The sequence below is a fragment of the Tumebacillus sp. BK434 genome, assembly GCF_004340785.1.
Taxonomy (GTDB): domain Bacteria; phylum Bacillota; class Bacilli; order Tumebacillales; family Tumebacillaceae; genus Tumebacillus_A.
The window spans coordinates 1-17,133 of record NZ_SLXS01000015.1 but is presented as its reverse complement, the minus strand read 5'-3'; the positions used below and the strand labels follow the sequence as shown (position 1 = coordinate 17,133).

Sequence of the window (17,133 nt, the reverse complement as noted above, 5' to 3'; positions counted from 1 at the left end):
CACATGCGGTCATGGCGGAATTGGCAGACGCGCAAGATTCAGGTTCTTGTGGGGGCAACCCCGTGGAGGTTCAAGTCCTCTTGACCGCACCAGATAAAAAGGCTCGATCCATTATGGATCGAGCCTTTTTGCTTGCTGGCGCCGCTGCCAGAATGGAGCGTGCGGAAACCGCGTTTCCATCGCATAGTAGTGATCGCGAGCGCTCAGGTACTCCTGATACATCCCCGAGAGAAAGCCGGCATAGGCGGACAGCGCGGACGGGTCGCCGCGGAAGTGGGCCAGCAGCGCCTCCGACGCTTCCGTCGCCGTGCCCAGCGCCATCAGGATGCCTTGCGAAGAGAGCGGGTCGTAAGCGGCTGCCGCATCACCGATCGCCAGCCAGCGGTCGCCAACCGCTGTGGACAGCGCAGAGCTGTTGGCGCTTACCATGCGCGGCGAAACGGTCAGCCGATAGCGGTGCTGTTGCACCAAGCGCCCGATCTGAGTGCCCTCCAGCAAAAGCTGCTGCCAGGCTGCTTCCTCCCGCACCGCCTTCGTCACCGGCAGGTCTCCGTCGCTCAGATATGCAAACACGCGCTTGCGTCCGGGCAACAGCGCCGTATACCACCAGCCGCCTTCGACCGCTTCGATCATCGTCATACTGTCCTGATCTTCATCGTGTGGGGCCGTGTACAACCCGGCGACCGCGACCAACTGGTCATAAGCCGTACGCCGGACGTTTTGACGAGACGCAAAGTGGCTGCTGCGACCGCTCGCGTCGATCACCCATTCCGCCGCAAGCTGCTGACCGTCCGCTGTCCCGAGCTCCCACCCGGCTTCCGTTTTGCGCACCTCGTGCAGCCCGTTGATCGCCACGCGTCTGCTCCCCTGCAGCCTCGCAGATTCGGCCAGCATCATGTCCAATTTTTCCCGGTCGACGTGCCAGCCGTGTCCGTTGGGGTCGAAGATAAAATGCTGTTCGGCGAACTGCTCCGCCCCCCATGCGGAGCGGTTCCCATAGGAGGGAAGATGACCGTCCGCCAGAAAGTGTTCCCAGAGCCCCAACCGCCGAAACAGAGCGCTCGAGGACGGAGGCAGCCCCTCGCCGATCTTCCACCCCGGCTGCTGAGGACGATCGAGGACCTGTGTGGACACCCCCGCCCGGCTGAGCAGATAGGCGGCGGCAGAACCTGCTGTTCCGCCGCCGAGGATGGCGATTTGGACGCGCTCCATCACTTTGTCTTCAGTTCGTTCCCCATTTCCACATGAATCGAGGATGGGAAGCGCTTGGTGTCGGCCGGTCCGTCTTGGCGGACGATCACGCCGACTTTGTACCAGTCTTCCACAAAACGGTTGAGGTTCTTGGTCGACGACGGGAACGCTTCCAGCCAGTCGGTGCGTGTGTCGAAGGCGTCTTGGCGCTCCGGCATGGTCAAGTTCTCATTCATGACGATCTTGTAGTTCTCCTCACTGAGCACGTGATTCGGCACGCGCGCCGGCCAGAAGGTGGGGAGGTATTTATTGATCTTCGGCTCATAGCCGGAACGGCAGCTCGCCGTGTCTGTTTGCCAAGGCACAGCCATCCAGCGCGTGAGGTCACCTGGCAAACTGCCGCCGCTCAGCGGGCCATCTGCACCGAGCGCGATCTCGGCGGTCAGCACGGGGCCAAAGTCTTCGCGTTTGCCAGGCGGTGCATGCTTGATCCGGAACGGAGCGCTGTAGAGGGAGAGGATGCGCATCGGCCATGTCGCTTCACAGCCGGGGTGGAAAGCGCCGCCCAGAGCCCATTCCAGCGCCGCTTCGTCCAGAGCGTGCGGCCGGTCGGCCAGCGGGAGATCTTCAAGCCGCTGCGCCGGGGCAGCGGCCGTCTCGGAATAATCGGAGATAAAATTGCCTTGCGCCCACTGTTCCAGCCATGCGTACTGCAAACGGGTCATCGTCAACCAGTTGCGCGGGTTGTACGCCGGAACGTCCATGCCGTCGCCGTAGACGGGCGGCCACGCGTCCCGTTCCATTTTTTCATAGCTGGGGTGACGGAACTTTTCAAAAATTTCCTGGCGCAGCGGACGCATCTCAGCAGACGGGTCGGCCAGATGCTGCAGCAGTTCCGGGTTGAGGAAATCCCACGGCGCCTTGTAGCCAAATTCGCGGTAGAAGCCTTCGTTGACCCATTGGGTGAGCGAAAAGCGTGTGAAGATCGGCAGAATGTGTTTGGCAAACGAGACTTCGATCGGCACAGGATGCAGGCTGTGCGCCGCCTCCAGCGCGATGTCATACATCGTGACCACGCCGTAGATGCCCGGCGCGAAATCGGGCGGGGCGACGATCACCCAAGCCGGTTCGACTTCGAGCTCTTCCCCGTCGATGACCACCCGAGCGCTGACCGGACCGTCAGAGGTGTCATCATGCCAGCCGTCGTTGTTGGCAAACGTGTAAACGTCGCTGCCGTCGGGGGAGCTGGAATGGCCGAACCCTCCGAGCACGACCAGATGGCCGGTCGAGTCGGTGAAGATCTCGCCAAGCTCGACTTTCGTGTCTTGGAAGGTGCCAGTGTCGAAGCGTGCCTGTTCGTTCGGTGCGCTCAGCGTGCGCGAACCGGGGTCGATGATCAGTTTGGCGCGCTCTTCCGGCGTTTGCAGATAGCTGTTGCGCAGGTTGGACTTGAGCTCGGCGGCGACGGGGATGTCAAGGGCGAGATCGAAGTTGTACCAGGCAGCTTTTTTATTGGCCAGATGCACGGTCCAGGAGATGGAATCGACATCGTTGTCCGTCATGGAGAGTTCGCGCACCACATTGCCTGCGCTGTCCAGCCCGTAAATGCGGAAGCGGGCAGCTTGGCGCTTGATGCGGCCATGCTCGTCTTTGTAGCCTGCAGCAGGGGAATCGAGGATGCCCGGGACTTCCGGACCGATAAAATATTGATCAGGGCTGTTCCCGACGCGGGCAATTCCGATCGCAGGGTGAATGGCGCACTTCACAATCTTCGCGGTCGTCAATTAATTCAGCCTCCCTTTCATATTTCGACATTATTTTACATGTCAAATATGACATAAATAGTCTCGCATGACTAGTCCTTTTGATTAATTTTTTTAATAAAAACATTCCGGAATGGATGAGTCTTTTTCCTGATACAGCACGTCCAACAGTAGAGCATATGCGGGAAGAGTAAGAAATCGCATAAAATGGTTGATTTTTCCAAAATGAAATGATTTAGTAGTACTAACCTAGGAGGTGATCCTGATGTGGCAGTATGACTTGGAGCAGGCATGGCGCTCCGTCGTCAGGCGGCCGCTGCTTTCTCTGCTCATCACGATGTCGCTATTGGCCGGGCTTGTCCTGCCTGCTGTGAACTTCGGCTTGTTTTCCAGCACGTATGATCAGTTGATGAAACGCTTTTTCATCGGGGACAGCCTCTACCAGACGAATCTGCAAATCGGGCCGTCGCTTTATTACGATCAGGCGGAACCGACTCGGAAAAAGCTGGCCGCACTGTCCGGCGTGACCGCTGTGGCGATCGAGAGCAACGCCATATTTACGGCCGATACCGACAAGGCGATCAGCGGCGTGCCGGTCACCTGGGCTACTGAAGATCTGCTTGCGCTGCGCGGAGTCGACCGGGAGTTGCAGGAGCGATTGTTTCGGCAGCCGAATCAGCTGTTGCTTACCCCTAAATATGCGAACATTCTGTTTCCATTTGAGTCAGACCCGGTGGGGCAGCAGGTCTATCTTGCGGGTGAAGCGTTTACCGTGGCCGGACTGATCCCGCATGACGGAATGTTTCCGGTGATCGATGCTGCACACGGGCCGCTATCCGGCCGCTTTCCCGTCGCGATGGAGATCATTCTACAGGTGGAAGGGGAGCCGAAACCGGTGCTCGCGGCGGCGGAGGGTGTGCTGCGCGGGTTGAATTCCGGTTTTATCTGGCGGACCTATGAGGATGTGGTGGGTGAGCAGATGTCGGGGCATTACTCAAGTCTATTGATCTCGCTGGTCTTATGCGCTCTGTTGCTTCTCTTCACCTTGCTCAACACCGTCTCGTTTCTGATCTACAAATACGAAAAAGAACAGCAGAAGTGGGCGATAGCCTATACGTTCGGCGCCACGCACCAGAATCTGCAGCGTCAGGTGTATGGGGAGACGCTGATCTGCTCGCTGGCAGCACTCGGCTTGCTGGTGCCGGTGCTCTGGCTGCTGCAGCAGCTGTTGAGCCGTTTCGGGCTTGCCATCCGCCTGTCCCCGGCGGTCTTTGGCGGCTTGATTCTGATGGTGCTGCTCACCGCAGGCGCGCTCGGCTGGCTGGCGTTGCGCAGGATCAAACGCAATGATCTGCTGCAAGCGCTCAGGGGGTGAAGTGATGTCATATCTGTGGGAACAGGCGCTGCAACAACTGAAGCGGCGCAAAGGAAAGGCTTGGCTATTGTGGATTCAGCTGTTTCTGTCGCTTCTGATCGTGCAGGCGTCGCTTGGCATGTATCAAAGCAAACAGCAGGAATTCACCGCGTACCGTGATGCATTCGGCTCCGACCTCTACCACATCAGCGCTTCGTGGATGGGCGAGGTGCTACCCGGCTCCTGGCGGCCGACAGAACCGATCACAACGGAGCAGGTGCAACTGCTCAAGCAGCAGTCGGCCGGACGCTATCAGGTCTATCAGGCGACTCGAAGCGAGCTGCATACGGAAGGTGTGACGGAGCCGGTCATGCTGATCGAGATGGAGCAGTCCCTTTTTAGGGAAACGGCCGGCGCGATGGGGTATGCACAAGCGCCTGTCGCGTTGATCTCACCGGTGCTGCAAGAAAAGCTTCCTGCACAGGTACAGTTGCGTACACATCTCGTGCAGACCGGTGCGGCCAGACCGCTGAAGCGGGAAGTGCTCGACAGTTTGAGCGACATGTACCGTTTCCTTCCCGGCGCAGTACTTGTCGTTCCGGCCGAAGCGCCGACTGCCGACGGGGAGCGTCAGATCTGGCTGAAAGCGATGCCTGAGTTTCAAGCGGGAGACCGCGCCCGGCTGCTGAAATCCCTGAAAGAAATCGGGAGCGGGAGTTGGGAGTACAGCTTCCGGCAAGTGCTGGAGCTGCAAGAAGAAGCGATCGAACAGGCCGGTCAGCTTGCGTCGATGTTTCTGGTTTTTGCCGGCATGATTCTGCTGATCGGGACGCTGGGCGTGCTCGGGATCAACCTGATCCACTTTTTATCCAAACGGCACGAGTGGGCGGTGCACATGGTGTACGGGGCCAGCCGCGGCGACTTGCTCCTCGTGCAACTGCTCCAATTTCTTATCATCGGCGGAACGGCGCTGCTCATGGCGACAGGATGCGCCAATGTTTTTCTTACATTAAATGATGTCGAATCGGCGTGGGGTTTTGGGCTCGGCGACGGCGCGGCCCTGCTGGCGGTGACCCTTGTCGGGCTGTGTACGCTGCTTCCGTTTTTCGGACTGCGCCAGGTGCGTTTGACCGATGCTTTACAACAGGAGAGGTGAGTCTGCATGATCGAACTGCGCAGCGTGAGCAAAACATACCGCACAGCAAGCGTGGCGGTACCTGTGCTGCAAGATTTGTCGCTGGAGATCAGGGAGGGAGACTTTTTAGCTATCATCGGCACATCGGGCGCAGGAAAATCGACACTGCTCAACCTGATCGGACTGCTCGACCGGCCGTCGAGAGGGACGGTGTGGGTCGGAGGACAAAACGTGTCGACGTTGCCGGAAAAAGCGTACGGGCTGCTGCGCCGCGAGCGGATCGGCTTTGTGTTTCAGGATTTTAAGCTGGTGCGTGACATGACGGCGCTGGAGAATGTCGAGATTCCGCTGGCCTACAGCGGCAAGCACAACAAGCAGCAGCGTCGGGAACGCGCGCTCGAAGCGCTGCGGGAAGTGGGACTGGCGGAGAAAGCGGACCGCTACCCGGACGAACTGTCCGGCGGGCAGAAGCAGCGCGTCGCCATCGCCCGCGCGCTCGCCAATCGGCCCCGTCTGCTGATCGCCGACGAGCCGACCGGCAATCTCGACGCCGAAACGACCCGCGAGGTACTGGCCTTGCTCCAGCAGATGCACCGCTCCGGCGTGGCGATTGTGCTCGTCACCCATGACCCGATTGTCGCTGAATATGCCAGCGAGGTGTGGGAGCTGAGCGACGGAAAACTGGTCAAAAAATAAAAAAAGCCGCCCTGTGACGACGCAGGGCGGACTTGTTTTCATCTGATGAGGGCAGAAGCACATTGAGCAGTCCATTCTCATATGATACGATAAGTCCTGCGAAAGACAATTGCACATGCGGTCGTGGTGGAATGGCAGACACGCACGCTTGAGGGGCGTGTGGGGCAACCCGTGGAAGTTCGAGTCTTCTCGACCGCACCAACGAATGAAACCGACTTGGGAATCCCAAGTCGGTTTTTTGCGCTTCCATTTTCCGTTGCCAGCGCGGTAACGGCTTGCTGTCGAAGCGGCAGATGCTGTCGGAATTTTTTGTGCCGGAGGTGTCAAGTTCTGACACCCTCCGCAATAGACTTGTACTATACTGAGGGCAATCGGCGAACCTATTTGGTGGTGAGTGCATTGCCCGTCGTCTACATTGATGTCATCTGGTTGCTCAATTTTGGCGTGGACGGGTTCATCTTGCTGGTGACGGCGTTTTTAGCGCGCCGTCGTCTCAAGTGGTGGCGGACGATCGGCGCGTCTGCTATCGGAGCGTCCTATGCTCTTTTTTTGTTCTTTCCTGCGATGTCGGCCTTTTTGACGTTTTTTAGCAAACTGCTATTTTCCATTTTGATGGTCTGGATCGCATTTCGGCCCAAAGGGTTGTTCGAATTTGGCAAACTGCTGGGCCTGTTCTACCTTGCCTCGTTTTTGACGGGCGGGGCGGCTTATGCGGCGAACAGTTTTTTTGGCAGCACAGGGGTGCAAAACGGACTGGTGCTGGTGCATGGCGGCGCCGTCTGGCTGCAACAGACGAAATTATGGCTGGTCGTGCTCGCGCTGCCGCTGACCTGGCTGCTCGGGAGAAGCGCCTGGAACCGCCTGGCCCGCAGCAAGCAGCGCGAGATGAATTTCTGGGAGGTGGAGGTGCAACTGGGCGGGGAGTCGGTGCTGTTTACCGGGCTGCTCGACACCGGCAACGCCTTGACCGACCCGCTTTCGCGCACGCCGGTCATGGTGGCCGACTGGGAGCTGTTTCAGAGCCTCCTGCCGGTCGAACTGACAGCAGAGTTGATGAAAGGCTCAGACATCGCGCTGTCGCTCGGCGAGATCGCGATGGAGGATGACTGGCACGCCAAATTCCGGCTGGTGCCGTACCGCGGGGTCGGCGGGACGATGGGGATGCTGCTGGCGTTCAAACCAAGCCTTGTGATCTTGCGCAGCCAAGAAAAGGAGCACAACTGCACGCGCGTGCTGATCGGGCTGAACCCGAAAGCGCTGGCGGCAGACGGCTCGTACCGCGCGATCTTGCATCCTGCGATGCTCGAGGGGGAAGGGGACGTGCGGGAGGAATGGAACGCGGACAGTGCTGCGAGTTAACGTGGAAGGAAAGGAGACGATCTGCTCTATGAAGTTGCCATTGCCAATCAAGCTGCGTCTGCAAGCCCGGATCTTCTTTTTAAACCTGCTGTTTCGCCTCGGTGGAACGCCGGAGGAGATCTATTATGTAGGAGGCAGTGAAGCGCTGCCCCCACCGCTGACCCGCGAAGAGGAGGAGTACCTGCTCGGCAAGCTGCCGACGAAAGACGAAGGCGTGCGCGCCGTGCTGATCGAGCGCAATCTGCGCCTTGTCGTCTACATCGCGCGCAAATTCGAAAACACTGGCATCAACATCGAAGACCTCGTGTCGATCGGCACGATCGGGCTGATCAAAGCGGTCAACACGTTCGACCCGGAAAAAAAGATCAAGCTGGCCACCTACGCGTCGCGCTGCATCGAAAACGAGATCCTGATGTTCCTGCGCCGCAACAATAAGATCCGCTCCGAAGTGTCGTTTGACGAACCGCTTAACGTGGACTGGGACGGCAATGAACTGCTCCTGTCTGACGTGCTGGGCACGGAAAACGACACGATCTACCGCAACATCGAGGAACAGGTCGACCGCAAGCTGCTCTACAAAGCGCTGGAGAAGCTGACCGACCGCGAGCGCAAGATCATGGAAATGCGCTTCGGACTGACCGACGGCAAAGAGATGACGCAAAAGGATGTCGCCGACCTGCTCGGCATCTCCCAGTCCTATATTTCACGTTTGGAAAAGCGAATCATCAAGCGCTTGCGCAAAGAATTCAACAAAATGCTGTAGTGCATATTTCTCCCTCCCTTGGTAATACTGTCTACAACCGTGGCGGACTTGAATGGAGGGAGTTACATATGAAACGAAACAAAGTTGAAATTTGCGGAGTCAACACAGCCCAACTTCCCGTTCTCACCAATGCAGCGATGCGAGAATTGTTCGTCAGCCTACAGTCCGGCAACCTGTCTGCCCGGGAAGAGCTGGTCAATGGCAACTTGCGTCTGGTGTTGTCGGTGATCCAGCGCTTCAACAACCGCGGCGAGTATGTGGACGACCTGTTTCAGGTCGGCTGCATCGGACTGATGAAGGCGATTGACAACTTTGACCTCTCTCAGAACGTCAAGTTCTCAACCTACGCGGTTCCCATGATCGTTGGCGAAATCAGACGATATCTGCGCGACAACAATCCGATTCGCGTCAGCCGAAGCCTGCGCGACATCGCCTACAAGGCGTTGCAAGTCCGCGACAGTCTGACCAACCAGAACCTGCGTGAACCTTCGATTGTGGAGATCTCCCAAGCGATGGACGTGCCCAAAGAAGATGTCGTGTTCGCGCTGGATGCGATCCAAGATCCGGTGTCGCTGTTTGAGCCGATCTACCATGACGGCGGCGACCCGATCTATGTGATGGACCAGCTCTCTGACGAAAAGAACCAAGACACGCTGTGGGTCGAAGAAATCTCCATCCGCGAAGCTTTGCAAAAGCTCAATGATCGCGAAAAGCGCATCTTGTCGATGCGGTTTTTCGAAGGCAAGACGCAGATGGAAGTCGCCGATGAGATCGGCATTTCCCAAGCGCAAGTCTCCCGCCTGGAGAAAGCGGCGATCAACCACATGCACAAATTCATACGCACCTGAACATCGAGAGCAAAGTCGCGCCGTCTGCGCGGCTTTTTTATTTTTGCCCATATTTTGCGCTTCAGACATATATATAAGTAGGCCAAACCGTAAACGGGGAGCGATTGCCTCTATGATGAAGATTTCCGATCTGCAAGCGAAAGACGTGGTCAGTCTCTCAGACGGGAAACGCCTCGGCCAGGTGTGCGATCTCGATGTTGACATGGAGAACGGAGTGATTCGGGCGATCATCGTGCCTGGTGGCGGACGTTTCTTGGGGATGTTTGGGAACTCGCAGGACATTGTGATTCCGTGGAGTTCAATCGTCAAAATCGGTGCGGATGTGATCCTCGTCGATCTGCGCACCGAGCCCACGTACTTGCCGCCGAATTCCAGTTCCAGTTCCGGCGGGTATTGAACGCGGGGGATTTCATTCTTAGCGGATAAGAATGGAGTCCCTTTCGTTTTCTCTTGGCGGTGTGGTACGATTTGGGTGTGAGATGGAAAGGATGAGAACTGTGAGCGAATCGCGCATCGTTGCCTGTTTTACGACCCGTCACGGCGGGAACCTCGGCCTGCATGTCGGAGATGATCCGCGGCAGGTGCTTCAGAACCGCGAAGGGATTGCACAGGAAGTGGGCGTGCCGCTCGACGCTTGGGTGGCCGGGAATCAGGTGCATGGCTCGACGGTGACGGTCGTCACCCAAGAACTGAAAGGGCGCGGTGCCAGAGCGCAGTCGGACGTGCTGCCCGACACCGACGCTTTGATCACCAACGTGCCGGGCCTCGCGCTGTCCACCTACGCGGCCGACTGCGTGCCGCTTTTGCTGTGGGACGAACAAAAGGGCGCCATCGGCGCCGCGCATGCCGGCTGGAAAGGCACGGTCGCCAAGATCGGGGCGAAAACGGTCGCGAAAATGGCGGAGCAGTACGGATGTGATCCGAAAGATCTTTTCGTGAAGATCGGCCCGTCGATCGGCGCGTGCTGTTATGAGGTGGACGGTCCGGTGATCGGTGCCGTGCAGGAAGCGTTCGGGGAGGCGGCAGATGCTCTTTTGTCCCCGAACGGGAACGGGCGAAGTCAGCTCGATCTGTGGAAGGCGAACGAGCTGGCGCTGCTCGAGGCGGGTGTGCTGCCCGAGCATATTTTGCGCGAGGATCACTGCACGAGCTGTCGTGTCGACACTTATTTTTCGCACCGCAGGGAGCAGGGCAAAACGGGGCGGCATGCAGGAGTGATCGCGCTGTTGCAGGAAAAGGCGGGCAACTGAGCGTATATATACCTATTGCAACGCGAAAGCATGGTGTCAGGAGGCTTTGAGGTGTATCAAAAACGGCTTGCTGAACTGAAGGAACGCATCGCGCAGGCTTGTGCGCGCGCCGGCCGCGACCCGGAGGATGTCAAGATCGTCGGGGTCACCAAATATGTCGGTGTTGAAGAGACGAGAAGTTTGATCGAGGCCGGACTCCATGACCTCGGTGAGAATCGAATATCGGTCGCCGCTCCGAAGCTGGAAGCGATTCCCGCAGTGACGGGGGTGCGCTGGCATTTTATCGGGCATCTGCAGACGAACAAGGTCAAAGACGTGCTCGGCCATTTTGCGATGATCCATTCGCTCGACCGCTTGTCGCTGGCGAAGGAGATCAGCAAGCGCGCGGTGGCGGCAGGGCTGGTCGTGCCTTGCCTGGTGCAGGTCAACGTGTCGGGCGAGGAGTCAAAAGGCGGCCTTGCGCCGCAGGAGGTGGCCGGCTTTTTGCAGGCGGCGAAGGAGTTGCCGGGTCTCGCCATACGCGGGCTGATGACGATGGCGCCCGTCGCCGAGGACCCGGAAGCGGTGCGTCCTGTGTTTCGGGGGCTGCGGGAACTGCGCGACGCTCTGCTCGGACAGGGTCTGCTCGCGGCGGACGCGCAGGAGCTGTCGATGGGGATGTCGGGCGATTTTGAGACGGCTGTCGAGGAAGGAGCAACGCTCGTACGCATCGGCAGCGTGCTGGTAAAACCTTAGCGGAGGTGGTAGCTTATGTTTTCGAAAGTGATGTCGTTTCTCGGGCTCGTCGATGAAGAGCCGCAAGAACAGCGCCGCGAAGAAGAGTATGAAGAGCACGGGCAGCAGCAGGCACAGGCGGACGGAGTCGTGCCGCTGAAACGCCAAGGCACGGTGGTGTCGCTGCACACGCAAAAGCAGGTGCGCGTCTATCTGGCCGAGCCGGAAAAGTATGATGACGCGCAGGCGATCGCCGATCATCTGCGCAATCGCCGCCCGGTGGTGGTCAATCTTCACAAAACTTCCCCAGATTCGGCGAAACGAATCGTGGATTTTATCAGCGGTTGCACGTATGCTTTAAATGGGACGATGCAAAAGCTCGGCCATAACATCTTCTTGTGCGCGCCGGAGAACGTGGATATCCAAGGCACGATTTCGGACATGATCTCTGAGCAGCAGGAGCAATCGCAGCAGGCGCACAACAAATTTCAATCGAGGTGACTGAATGGCTCTCCAAGTGATTTACTATATCTCCACCGTGTTAGGTTTTTACACGTACGTGCTGATCGCGCGCGTGTTGATGTCCTGGGTGCCCGATGTGGAACGCACATCGTTTGGCCGCATCCTGTTCAAGCTGACCGAGCCGTATCTGGCTATTTTCCGCCGCTTCATTCCGCCGCTGCCGCTGGGCGGAGGCTATCTTGACCTGTCGCCGATCGTCGGGATCTTTGCCTGGTCGTTCGTGCAAAGCGGCGTTGTGCTCGTTTTGCAATGGCTGTTCCTGTAGCGGGGAAGTCTGTATGAAACGGCAAGATGTGATGATGCATTATCGGCCGCAGGAGCGGCCGTTTGTGGACCGCACGATCGATTTGGTGGAACGCGTCGATGAGCGCCAGACGCCGGTATTGACCGATTTTCTCGATCCAAGACAAGTGAAGATCACCGAATCCATCGCCCGCTCGTCTCAGGACGTCTCGTTGTTCCTGTCCGGCGGGCATGCGCAGGCGGAAAGACAGCGGGCGCTCTTGGTTCCTTCCTATTGGGGGCCGGAAGCGGATGATTTCGAGCTGTCTTTTTTGCGGGTTAAGATCCCGGGTGAGTATGTGAAGCTGAAGCACGGCGACTATCTCGGGGCTCTGGTCGGTCTTGGACTGAAGCGGGGCAAGATCGGGGACATCTCGGTGCACGAGGATGGCTGTGACCTTGTGGTGACGCGCGACATCGCCGATTTTATCCGCCTGCATCTGTCGCAGGTCGGACGAGCCACTGTACATATCGAAGAAATCCCGGCTGTTGCGTATCTGGCGCCGCGGGTGGACTATCAGGAGAAGGAATTTACGGTGATGTCGCTGCGGGTGGATGCGGTGGCCGGCGAGTCGTTTGGTCTGTCGCGCACGAAAGTCGTCGACCCGATCAAAAGCGGGAAGCTTGCGTTGAACTGGCAGGTGATCGACGACCCGGCGACGGCGGTGGAGGAAGGGGATGTTCTGTCCTTGCGCGGGCACGGGCGGGCGAAGATCCTCGAAATCATCGGGCAGTCTCGCAAAGGCCGGACGATATTAAAAATCGGCAAGTATCTCTAACTTTCGGCAGGAGTTCCCATCTTTCCGTCGAAATAAATGGGGAAGAATGGCGAATTTTGGCTCTTTTTATACGACTTATAAGAAAGTACAGGAGGTCCCAACAGCATGCCTTTGACTCCGCTTGATATCCATAACAAAGAATTCGGCCGCTCGTTTCGCGGATATGATGAAGACGAAGTAAATGAATTTCTGGACCGCGTGATCAAGGACTACGAAGGTATGATCCGCGAGAACCGCGATTTGGAAGAAAAGCTGGCAACGCTCGAGGAGCGCTTGTCCCATTTTCACAACATAGAGGAAAGCTTGTCGAAGTCGATCATCGTGGCGCAGGAGACGGCAGAAGATGTGAAGTCCAACGCCCGCAAGGAATCGCAGCTGATCATCAAGGAAGCGGAGAAAAATGCAGACCGCATCCTGAACGAAGCGTTGTCCAAGTCCCGCCGTGCGGCGATGGAACTGGACGAATTGCAAAAGCAGGCGGCGGTGTTCCGCGCCCGCTTCCGTTCGCTGATCCAAGTCCAGCTGGAACTGATCGACAGCGACCAATGGGACCAGGTTCTCGACGACAAGACGATTCGTGTGAAAAACGACGACTAACCGGATGTTTAGTCCGGCTTCCGTTTGACAATGCTATTTGCAGTGTCATATAATGACTGCAAATTTACTATATCTTGACGTTGAGCGGGAAGAGTACCATGTGGAGTCCTTTGCAGCGAACCGGGTTTGGTGCGAGCCGGGAAAGGGGAAGCGTGGGAAAATCACCCGGGAGTCGTGTGCCGAACTCCTTTTTGGACAGTAAGCAACACCGAGTTGTCCCCGTTACCGGGCAGTTGAGTGGTCATGGCTTCTTTGTCATGGCAACCAGGGTGGTACCGCGGAAGATTATGAGAAGTCTCTCGTCCCTATTTTTGTAGGGATTGAGGGACTTTTTTGTATGTACAAATTGGAGGGAATCGACATGGAGAAGCCAGACTACAGCAAAACGCTGAATCTGCCGGAAACGGAGTTCCAGATGCGCGGCAACCTGCCGCAAAAGGAACCGGGGATGCAAAAGCATTGGGAAGAAAGCAAACTGTATGAGAAAGTGCAGGCGAAGCAGGCCGGCAAGCCGAAATTTGTGCTGCATGACGGACCGCCCTACGCCAACGGGGATATCCACATCGGCCATGCGCTGAACAAAATTTTGAAAGACTTCATCGTCAAGTTCAAGACGATGGAAGGATTTGACGCACCGTACGTGCCGGGCTGGGATACGCACGGCATGCCGATCGAGCATGCGATCATCAAGAACAAAGGCATCAACCGTCACGAAGTGCCGGTGACCGAGTTCCGCGAGATGTGCAAAAACTATGCGCTCGACTTTGTGGAACGTCAGAAGGGACAGTTTAAGCGCCTCGGCGTGCGCGGTGACTGGGAGCATCCGTATATCACCTTGCTCCCGGAATATGAATCCCGCCAGATCCGCGTGTTCGGTGAAATGGCGAAGCGCGGCTACATCTACAAAGGCCTGAAGCCGGTGCACTGGTGCGCATCTTGCGAAACGGCGCTGGCAGAAGCGGAAGTGGAGTATGCAGACAAGAAGTCGCCGTCGATCTATGTGAAATTTGCCGTGAAAGACGGAAAAGGCGTGCTGCCGGAAGGGTCGTTCCTCGTGATCTGGACGACGACGCCGTGGACGCTGCCGGCCAACCTCGCGATCGCGCTCGGAGCTGATTTTGATTACAGCCTCGTTGACGTGAACGGCGAGAAGCTGCTGCTGGCCAATGCGCTGATCGAAGACGTGCTGAAAGTGGCCGGCGTGGAAGGCGAGCCGAACGTGATCGCATCGTTCAAAGGCAAGGAACTTGAGCGTGTGGTCGCACAGCACCCGTTCCTCGACCGCGATTCGCTGGTCATCTTGGGCGAGCATGTCACGCTGGATTCTGGTACCGGCTGTGTTCATACCGCGCCGGGTCACGGGATGGAAGACTACATGGTCGGTCTGCAATACGGCTTGCCGGTGCTGGCTCCGGTCAATGGACAAGGGAAGTTCACCAAAGAAGCGGGTCCGTATGAAGGGCAGTTCTACACGAAAGCGAACAAGCAGATCATGGCCGACCTGCAGGAGAGCGGACATCTGCTCGCCTCTTCGGAGATCGACCACAGCTATCCGCACTGCTGGCGCTGCAAGAACCCGGTGTTCTTCCGCGCAACGGAGCAGTGGTTTGGTTCGATCGACAAGTTCCGCGATCAACTGCTGGAGCAGATCAAGCAAGTGACGTGGAGCCCGGAGTGGGGCGAAGTTCGTCTGCACAACATGGTCGCCGACCGCGGGGACTGGTGCATCTCCCGTCAGCGCATGTGGGGCGTGCCGATCCCGATCTTCTATTGCACCGACTGCAACAAGGAGATCATCAACGATGAGACGATCGACAAGGTCGCCAATCTGTTTGAACAGCACAGCTCGCAGATCTGGTTTGAGAAAGAAGCGGAAGAACTGGTGCCGGAAGGGCTGACCTGCTCTTGCGGCGGCAAGACGTTCCGCAAAGAGAGCGATACGATGGACGTGTGGTTTGACTCTGGTTCGTCGCATATGGCGGTGGCCGATGCGCGTCCGGAACTGCAGTGGCCGGTCGATCTGTATTTGGAAGGTTCCGACCAGTATCGCGGCTGGTTTAACTCTTCGCTGTCGACAGCGGTGGCGATTCGAGGAGTTGCGCCGTACAAAGCGGTACTTTCGCACGGCTTTACCTTGGACGGAGAAGGCCGCAAGCAGTCGAAGTCGCTCGGTAACGTGGTCGATCCGCTGAAAGTGATCGAGCAATACGGCGCGGATATCCTGCGCCTGTGGGTGGCATCGGTTGACTACCGCTCCGACATGCGCGTCTCAGACGCGATCTTGAAACAGGTGGCGGAAGTGTACCGCAAGATCCGCAACACGTTCCGTTATCTGCTCGGCAACTTGAACGGATTTGACCCGGCGCAGCATGCGGTGTCGAAGGAGCAGTTGCTGGAGATCGACCGCTGGGCGCTGAACAAGTTTGAACAGGTGCGCAAGCGCGTGGTGCAAGGCTATCGCGAATATGATTTCCATATCATCTACCATGAGGTGAACAACTTCTGCACGGTCGATATGTCGGCGTTCTATTTCGATGTTTCGAAAGATCGTCTGTACACGGTGGCGCCGGATGCGCCGGAGCGCCGTTCCGGTCAGACCGCCATGTATGAGATCCTGGTCGGCCTGACCCAACTGGTCGCGCCGATTCTGACCCATACGGCAGACGAAGTGTGGCCGTTCGTGCCGGGCACGACGGAAGAAAGCGTGCAGTTGACGCAGTGGAAGGACCCGAACTCGTTCGACATCGACATGGCGCTGGAACAAAAGTGGGAAGAGATCCTGCGCGTGCGTGACGAGGTGTTGAAGGCGCTGGAAGGCGCCCGCAAGGAAAAGGTGATCGGCAAAGGCTTGACCGCCGCTGTCGACCTCTATCCGGAAGCGGCGACTTTGGCGGTGCTGCAAGGCGTGCCGCGCCTCGAAGAAGTGCTCGGCGTGTCGCAGGTGAACGTGTTTGAGCCGGGAGCTGAGCTGCCGGGCGATGCGGTTGCTTATGCCGGCCTGTCGATCCGCGTTCGTGCGGCCGAGGGCGAGACTTGTGAGCGTTGCCGCGTGGTGACGCCGCATGTCGGCCAGCATGAAGACCATCCGACGCTGTGCCCGGTATGCGCGGGCAATGTGCTGCACTTTTTATAAGAAGAAATCCCCTTTGCCATGAGCGGCAAAGGGGATTTTTCTGTTACAGGAACGGGTACGGGCCGTAAAAGGGCGAGAACGGTGCCGGATAGGGCAGCGGGAGCGGAACGGGAGCAAATCCCGGTCCGTAGCCATAACCGTAAGCATACGGGCGGCGGCGGCGACGTCGGCGGCGCGGGCGACCGTAAAAGCCGGGACCGTACGGGTATTGGCGGTAGTCGTTGCTCCAGTCGGACGCTTCGGCGGGCAGTGTTTCAAAATCGGTGTTGTAGTCATAGTTCCAATGGGTATAGGCACCATCGGCGCCTTGGGGGAGATAGCGGTATTCGATGTTATGGATGGAGGGATCATATTCATAGTACGGGATCAATTCGACGTCCGGCGCGATGCGGTTTCTGTTCGCCATGCTTGGGGCACGCTCCTTTGTGCTGGTGTCACGATAACGTATGTAGGGAGGGGAGGGCTGGTGCGGATTCACAGGAAATACGGGCAGGTGCCCAGAGGCGAAGCAAGAGCGAGATTGGACAGGATAATTTGTGGAGACGTATGATTTTGTTTCAAACATTCTTTTGAAACTTGTCGATGTGCGTGGTAAGATAACTTCTGTCGCCGCGAGAGACACGCGGTGAGACACGGAGGAATGTCCGAGTTTGGTCGAAGGAGCTTGACTCGAAATCAAGTAGGCGGGTAACCGTCTCGGGGGTTCGAATCCCTCTTCCTCCGCCAGTGAGCCATTAGCTCAGTTGG

Annotated in this window: 17 protein-coding genes, 3 tRNA genes and 1 other annotated feature; of the genes, 17 read left to right on the top strand and 3 right to left on the bottom strand. The window is 57.7% G+C overall.

The window, feature by feature from the left end; translation table 11 throughout:
- Positions 1 to 5 precede the first annotated feature (5 nt).
- A tRNA-Leu gene (locus tag EV586_RS20215) sits at positions 6 to 92 on the top strand.
- A 19-nt stretch (positions 93 to 111) separates the two neighbouring features.
- Here EV586_RS20215 and EV586_RS20210 read toward each other — a convergent pair.
- Together EV586_RS20210 and EV586_RS20205 are read right to left on the bottom strand one after the other, a co-directional pair.
- Positions 112 to 1,212, bottom strand: coding sequence for an NAD(P)/FAD-dependent oxidoreductase (locus tag EV586_RS20210; protein WP_132946878.1), 1,101 nt, complete (start codon positions 1,210 to 1,212; stop codon positions 112 to 114).
- Positions 1,212 to 2,975, bottom strand: a complete 1,764-nt coding sequence (locus tag EV586_RS20205; RefSeq protein ID WP_132946877.1) for a LodA/GoxA family CTQ-dependent oxidase — start codon at positions 2,973 to 2,975, stop codon at positions 1,212 to 1,214. The genes EV586_RS20210 and EV586_RS20205 overlap by 1 nt, the downstream gene beginning before the upstream one ends.
- A 244-nt stretch (positions 2,976 to 3,219) precedes the next feature.
- Between EV586_RS20205 and EV586_RS20200 the strand changes: the two genes are divergently transcribed.
- The 15 genes from EV586_RS20200 to ileS all read left to right on the top strand — a co-directional run bounded on the left by EV586_RS20200 (position 3,220) and on the right by ileS (position 16,386).
- Positions 3,220 to 4,329 (top strand): ABC transporter permease, encoded by a 1,110-nt coding sequence (locus EV586_RS20200; protein WP_132946876.1) that lies wholly within the window; start codon positions 3,220 to 3,222, stop codon positions 4,327 to 4,329.
- Between the two features lie 4 nt (positions 4,330 to 4,333).
- Entirely contained in the window at positions 4,334 to 5,464 is a 1,131-nt protein-coding gene (locus EV586_RS20195) for an ABC transporter permease (protein ID WP_132946875.1), read from the top strand.
- A 6-nt stretch (positions 5,465 to 5,470) separates the two neighbouring features.
- On the top strand, positions 5,471 to 6,139 hold the full coding sequence (locus EV586_RS20190) for an ABC transporter ATP-binding protein (protein WP_132946874.1): 669 nt from the start codon (positions 5,471 to 5,473) through the stop codon (positions 6,137 to 6,139).
- A gap of 117 nt (positions 6,140 to 6,256) precedes the next feature.
- A tRNA-Leu gene (locus EV586_RS20185) sits at positions 6,257 to 6,340 on the top strand.
- Between the two features lie 186 nt (positions 6,341 to 6,526).
- The gene (gene spoIIGA, locus EV586_RS20180; protein ID WP_165898728.1) at positions 6,527 to 7,498 is read left to right on the top strand and encodes a sigma-E processing peptidase SpoIIGA; all 972 of its coding nucleotides are present in this window, start codon (positions 6,527 to 6,529) and stop codon (positions 7,496 to 7,498) included.
- Between the two features lie 40 nt (positions 7,499 to 7,538).
- The gene (sigE, locus tag EV586_RS20175) at positions 7,539 to 8,261 is read left to right on the top strand and encodes an RNA polymerase sporulation sigma factor SigE (RefSeq protein WP_132946880.1); all 723 of its coding nucleotides are present in this window, start codon (positions 7,539 to 7,541) and stop codon (positions 8,259 to 8,261) included.
- 68 nt (positions 8,262 to 8,329) lie between these two features.
- Positions 8,330 to 9,109 carry an RNA polymerase sporulation sigma factor SigG gene (gene sigG / locus EV586_RS20170; protein ID WP_132946873.1) on the top strand — a complete coding sequence of 260 codons (780 nt, stop codon included), beginning with the start codon at positions 8,330 to 8,332 and terminating at the stop codon, positions 9,107 to 9,109.
- A gap of 112 nt (positions 9,110 to 9,221) precedes the next feature.
- On the top strand, positions 9,222 to 9,506 hold the full coding sequence (locus EV586_RS20165; protein ID WP_132946872.1) for a YlmC/YmxH family sporulation protein: 285 nt from the start codon (positions 9,222 to 9,224) through the stop codon (positions 9,504 to 9,506).
- 91 nt (positions 9,507 to 9,597) lie between these two features.
- Positions 9,598 to 10,359: a peptidoglycan editing factor PgeF gene (gene pgeF, locus EV586_RS20160; RefSeq protein ID WP_165898727.1), complete on the top strand. Its 762-nt coding sequence runs from the start codon at positions 9,598 to 9,600 to the stop codon at positions 10,357 to 10,359.
- Positions 10,360 to 10,389: 30 nt separating this feature from the next.
- A complete protein-coding gene (locus EV586_RS20155; protein WP_132946879.1) occupies positions 10,390 to 11,094 on the top strand; it encodes a YggS family pyridoxal phosphate-dependent enzyme in 705 nt (234 codons plus the stop codon).
- Between the two features lie 15 nt (positions 11,095 to 11,109).
- Positions 11,110 to 11,574 (top strand): cell division protein SepF, encoded by a 465-nt coding sequence (locus EV586_RS20150; RefSeq protein WP_132946870.1) that lies wholly within the window; start codon positions 11,110 to 11,112, stop codon positions 11,572 to 11,574.
- Positions 11,575 to 11,578: 4 nt separating this feature from the next.
- Positions 11,579 to 11,860: a YggT family protein gene (locus EV586_RS20145; RefSeq protein WP_132946869.1), complete on the top strand. Its 282-nt coding sequence runs from the start codon at positions 11,579 to 11,581 to the stop codon at positions 11,858 to 11,860.
- 13 nt (positions 11,861 to 11,873) lie between these two features.
- Complete coding sequence (locus EV586_RS20140) at positions 11,874 to 12,656, top strand: YlmH family RNA-binding protein (RefSeq protein WP_132946868.1); 783 nt, start codon at positions 11,874 to 11,876, stop codon at positions 12,654 to 12,656.
- 105 nt (positions 12,657 to 12,761) lie between these two features.
- The gene (locus EV586_RS20135; protein ID WP_132946867.1) at positions 12,762 to 13,253 is read left to right on the top strand and encodes a DivIVA domain-containing protein; all 492 of its coding nucleotides are present in this window, start codon (positions 12,762 to 12,764) and stop codon (positions 13,251 to 13,253) included.
- A 71-nt stretch (positions 13,254 to 13,324) separates the two neighbouring features.
- Positions 13,325 to 13,563: a binding site (T-box leader), on the top strand.
- 51 nt (positions 13,564 to 13,614) lie between these two features.
- Positions 13,615 to 16,386, top strand: a complete 2,772-nt coding sequence (ileS, locus tag EV586_RS20130; protein WP_132946866.1) for an isoleucine--tRNA ligase — start codon at positions 13,615 to 13,617, stop codon at positions 16,384 to 16,386.
- 43 nt (positions 16,387 to 16,429) lie between these two features.
- On the opposite strand, the gene EV586_RS20125 is transcribed toward ileS, so the two are convergent.
- Positions 16,430 to 16,792 carry a hypothetical protein gene (locus EV586_RS20125; protein ID WP_132946865.1) on the bottom strand — a complete coding sequence of 121 codons (363 nt, stop codon included), beginning with the start codon at positions 16,790 to 16,792 and terminating at the stop codon, positions 16,430 to 16,432.
- A gap of 228 nt (positions 16,793 to 17,020) precedes the next feature.
- Here EV586_RS20125 and EV586_RS20120 point away from each other — a divergent pair.
- Positions 17,021 to 17,112: transfer RNA gene (locus EV586_RS20120), tRNA-Ser, on the top strand.
- The last annotated feature ends 21 nt before the right edge of the window (positions 17,113 to 17,133 follow it).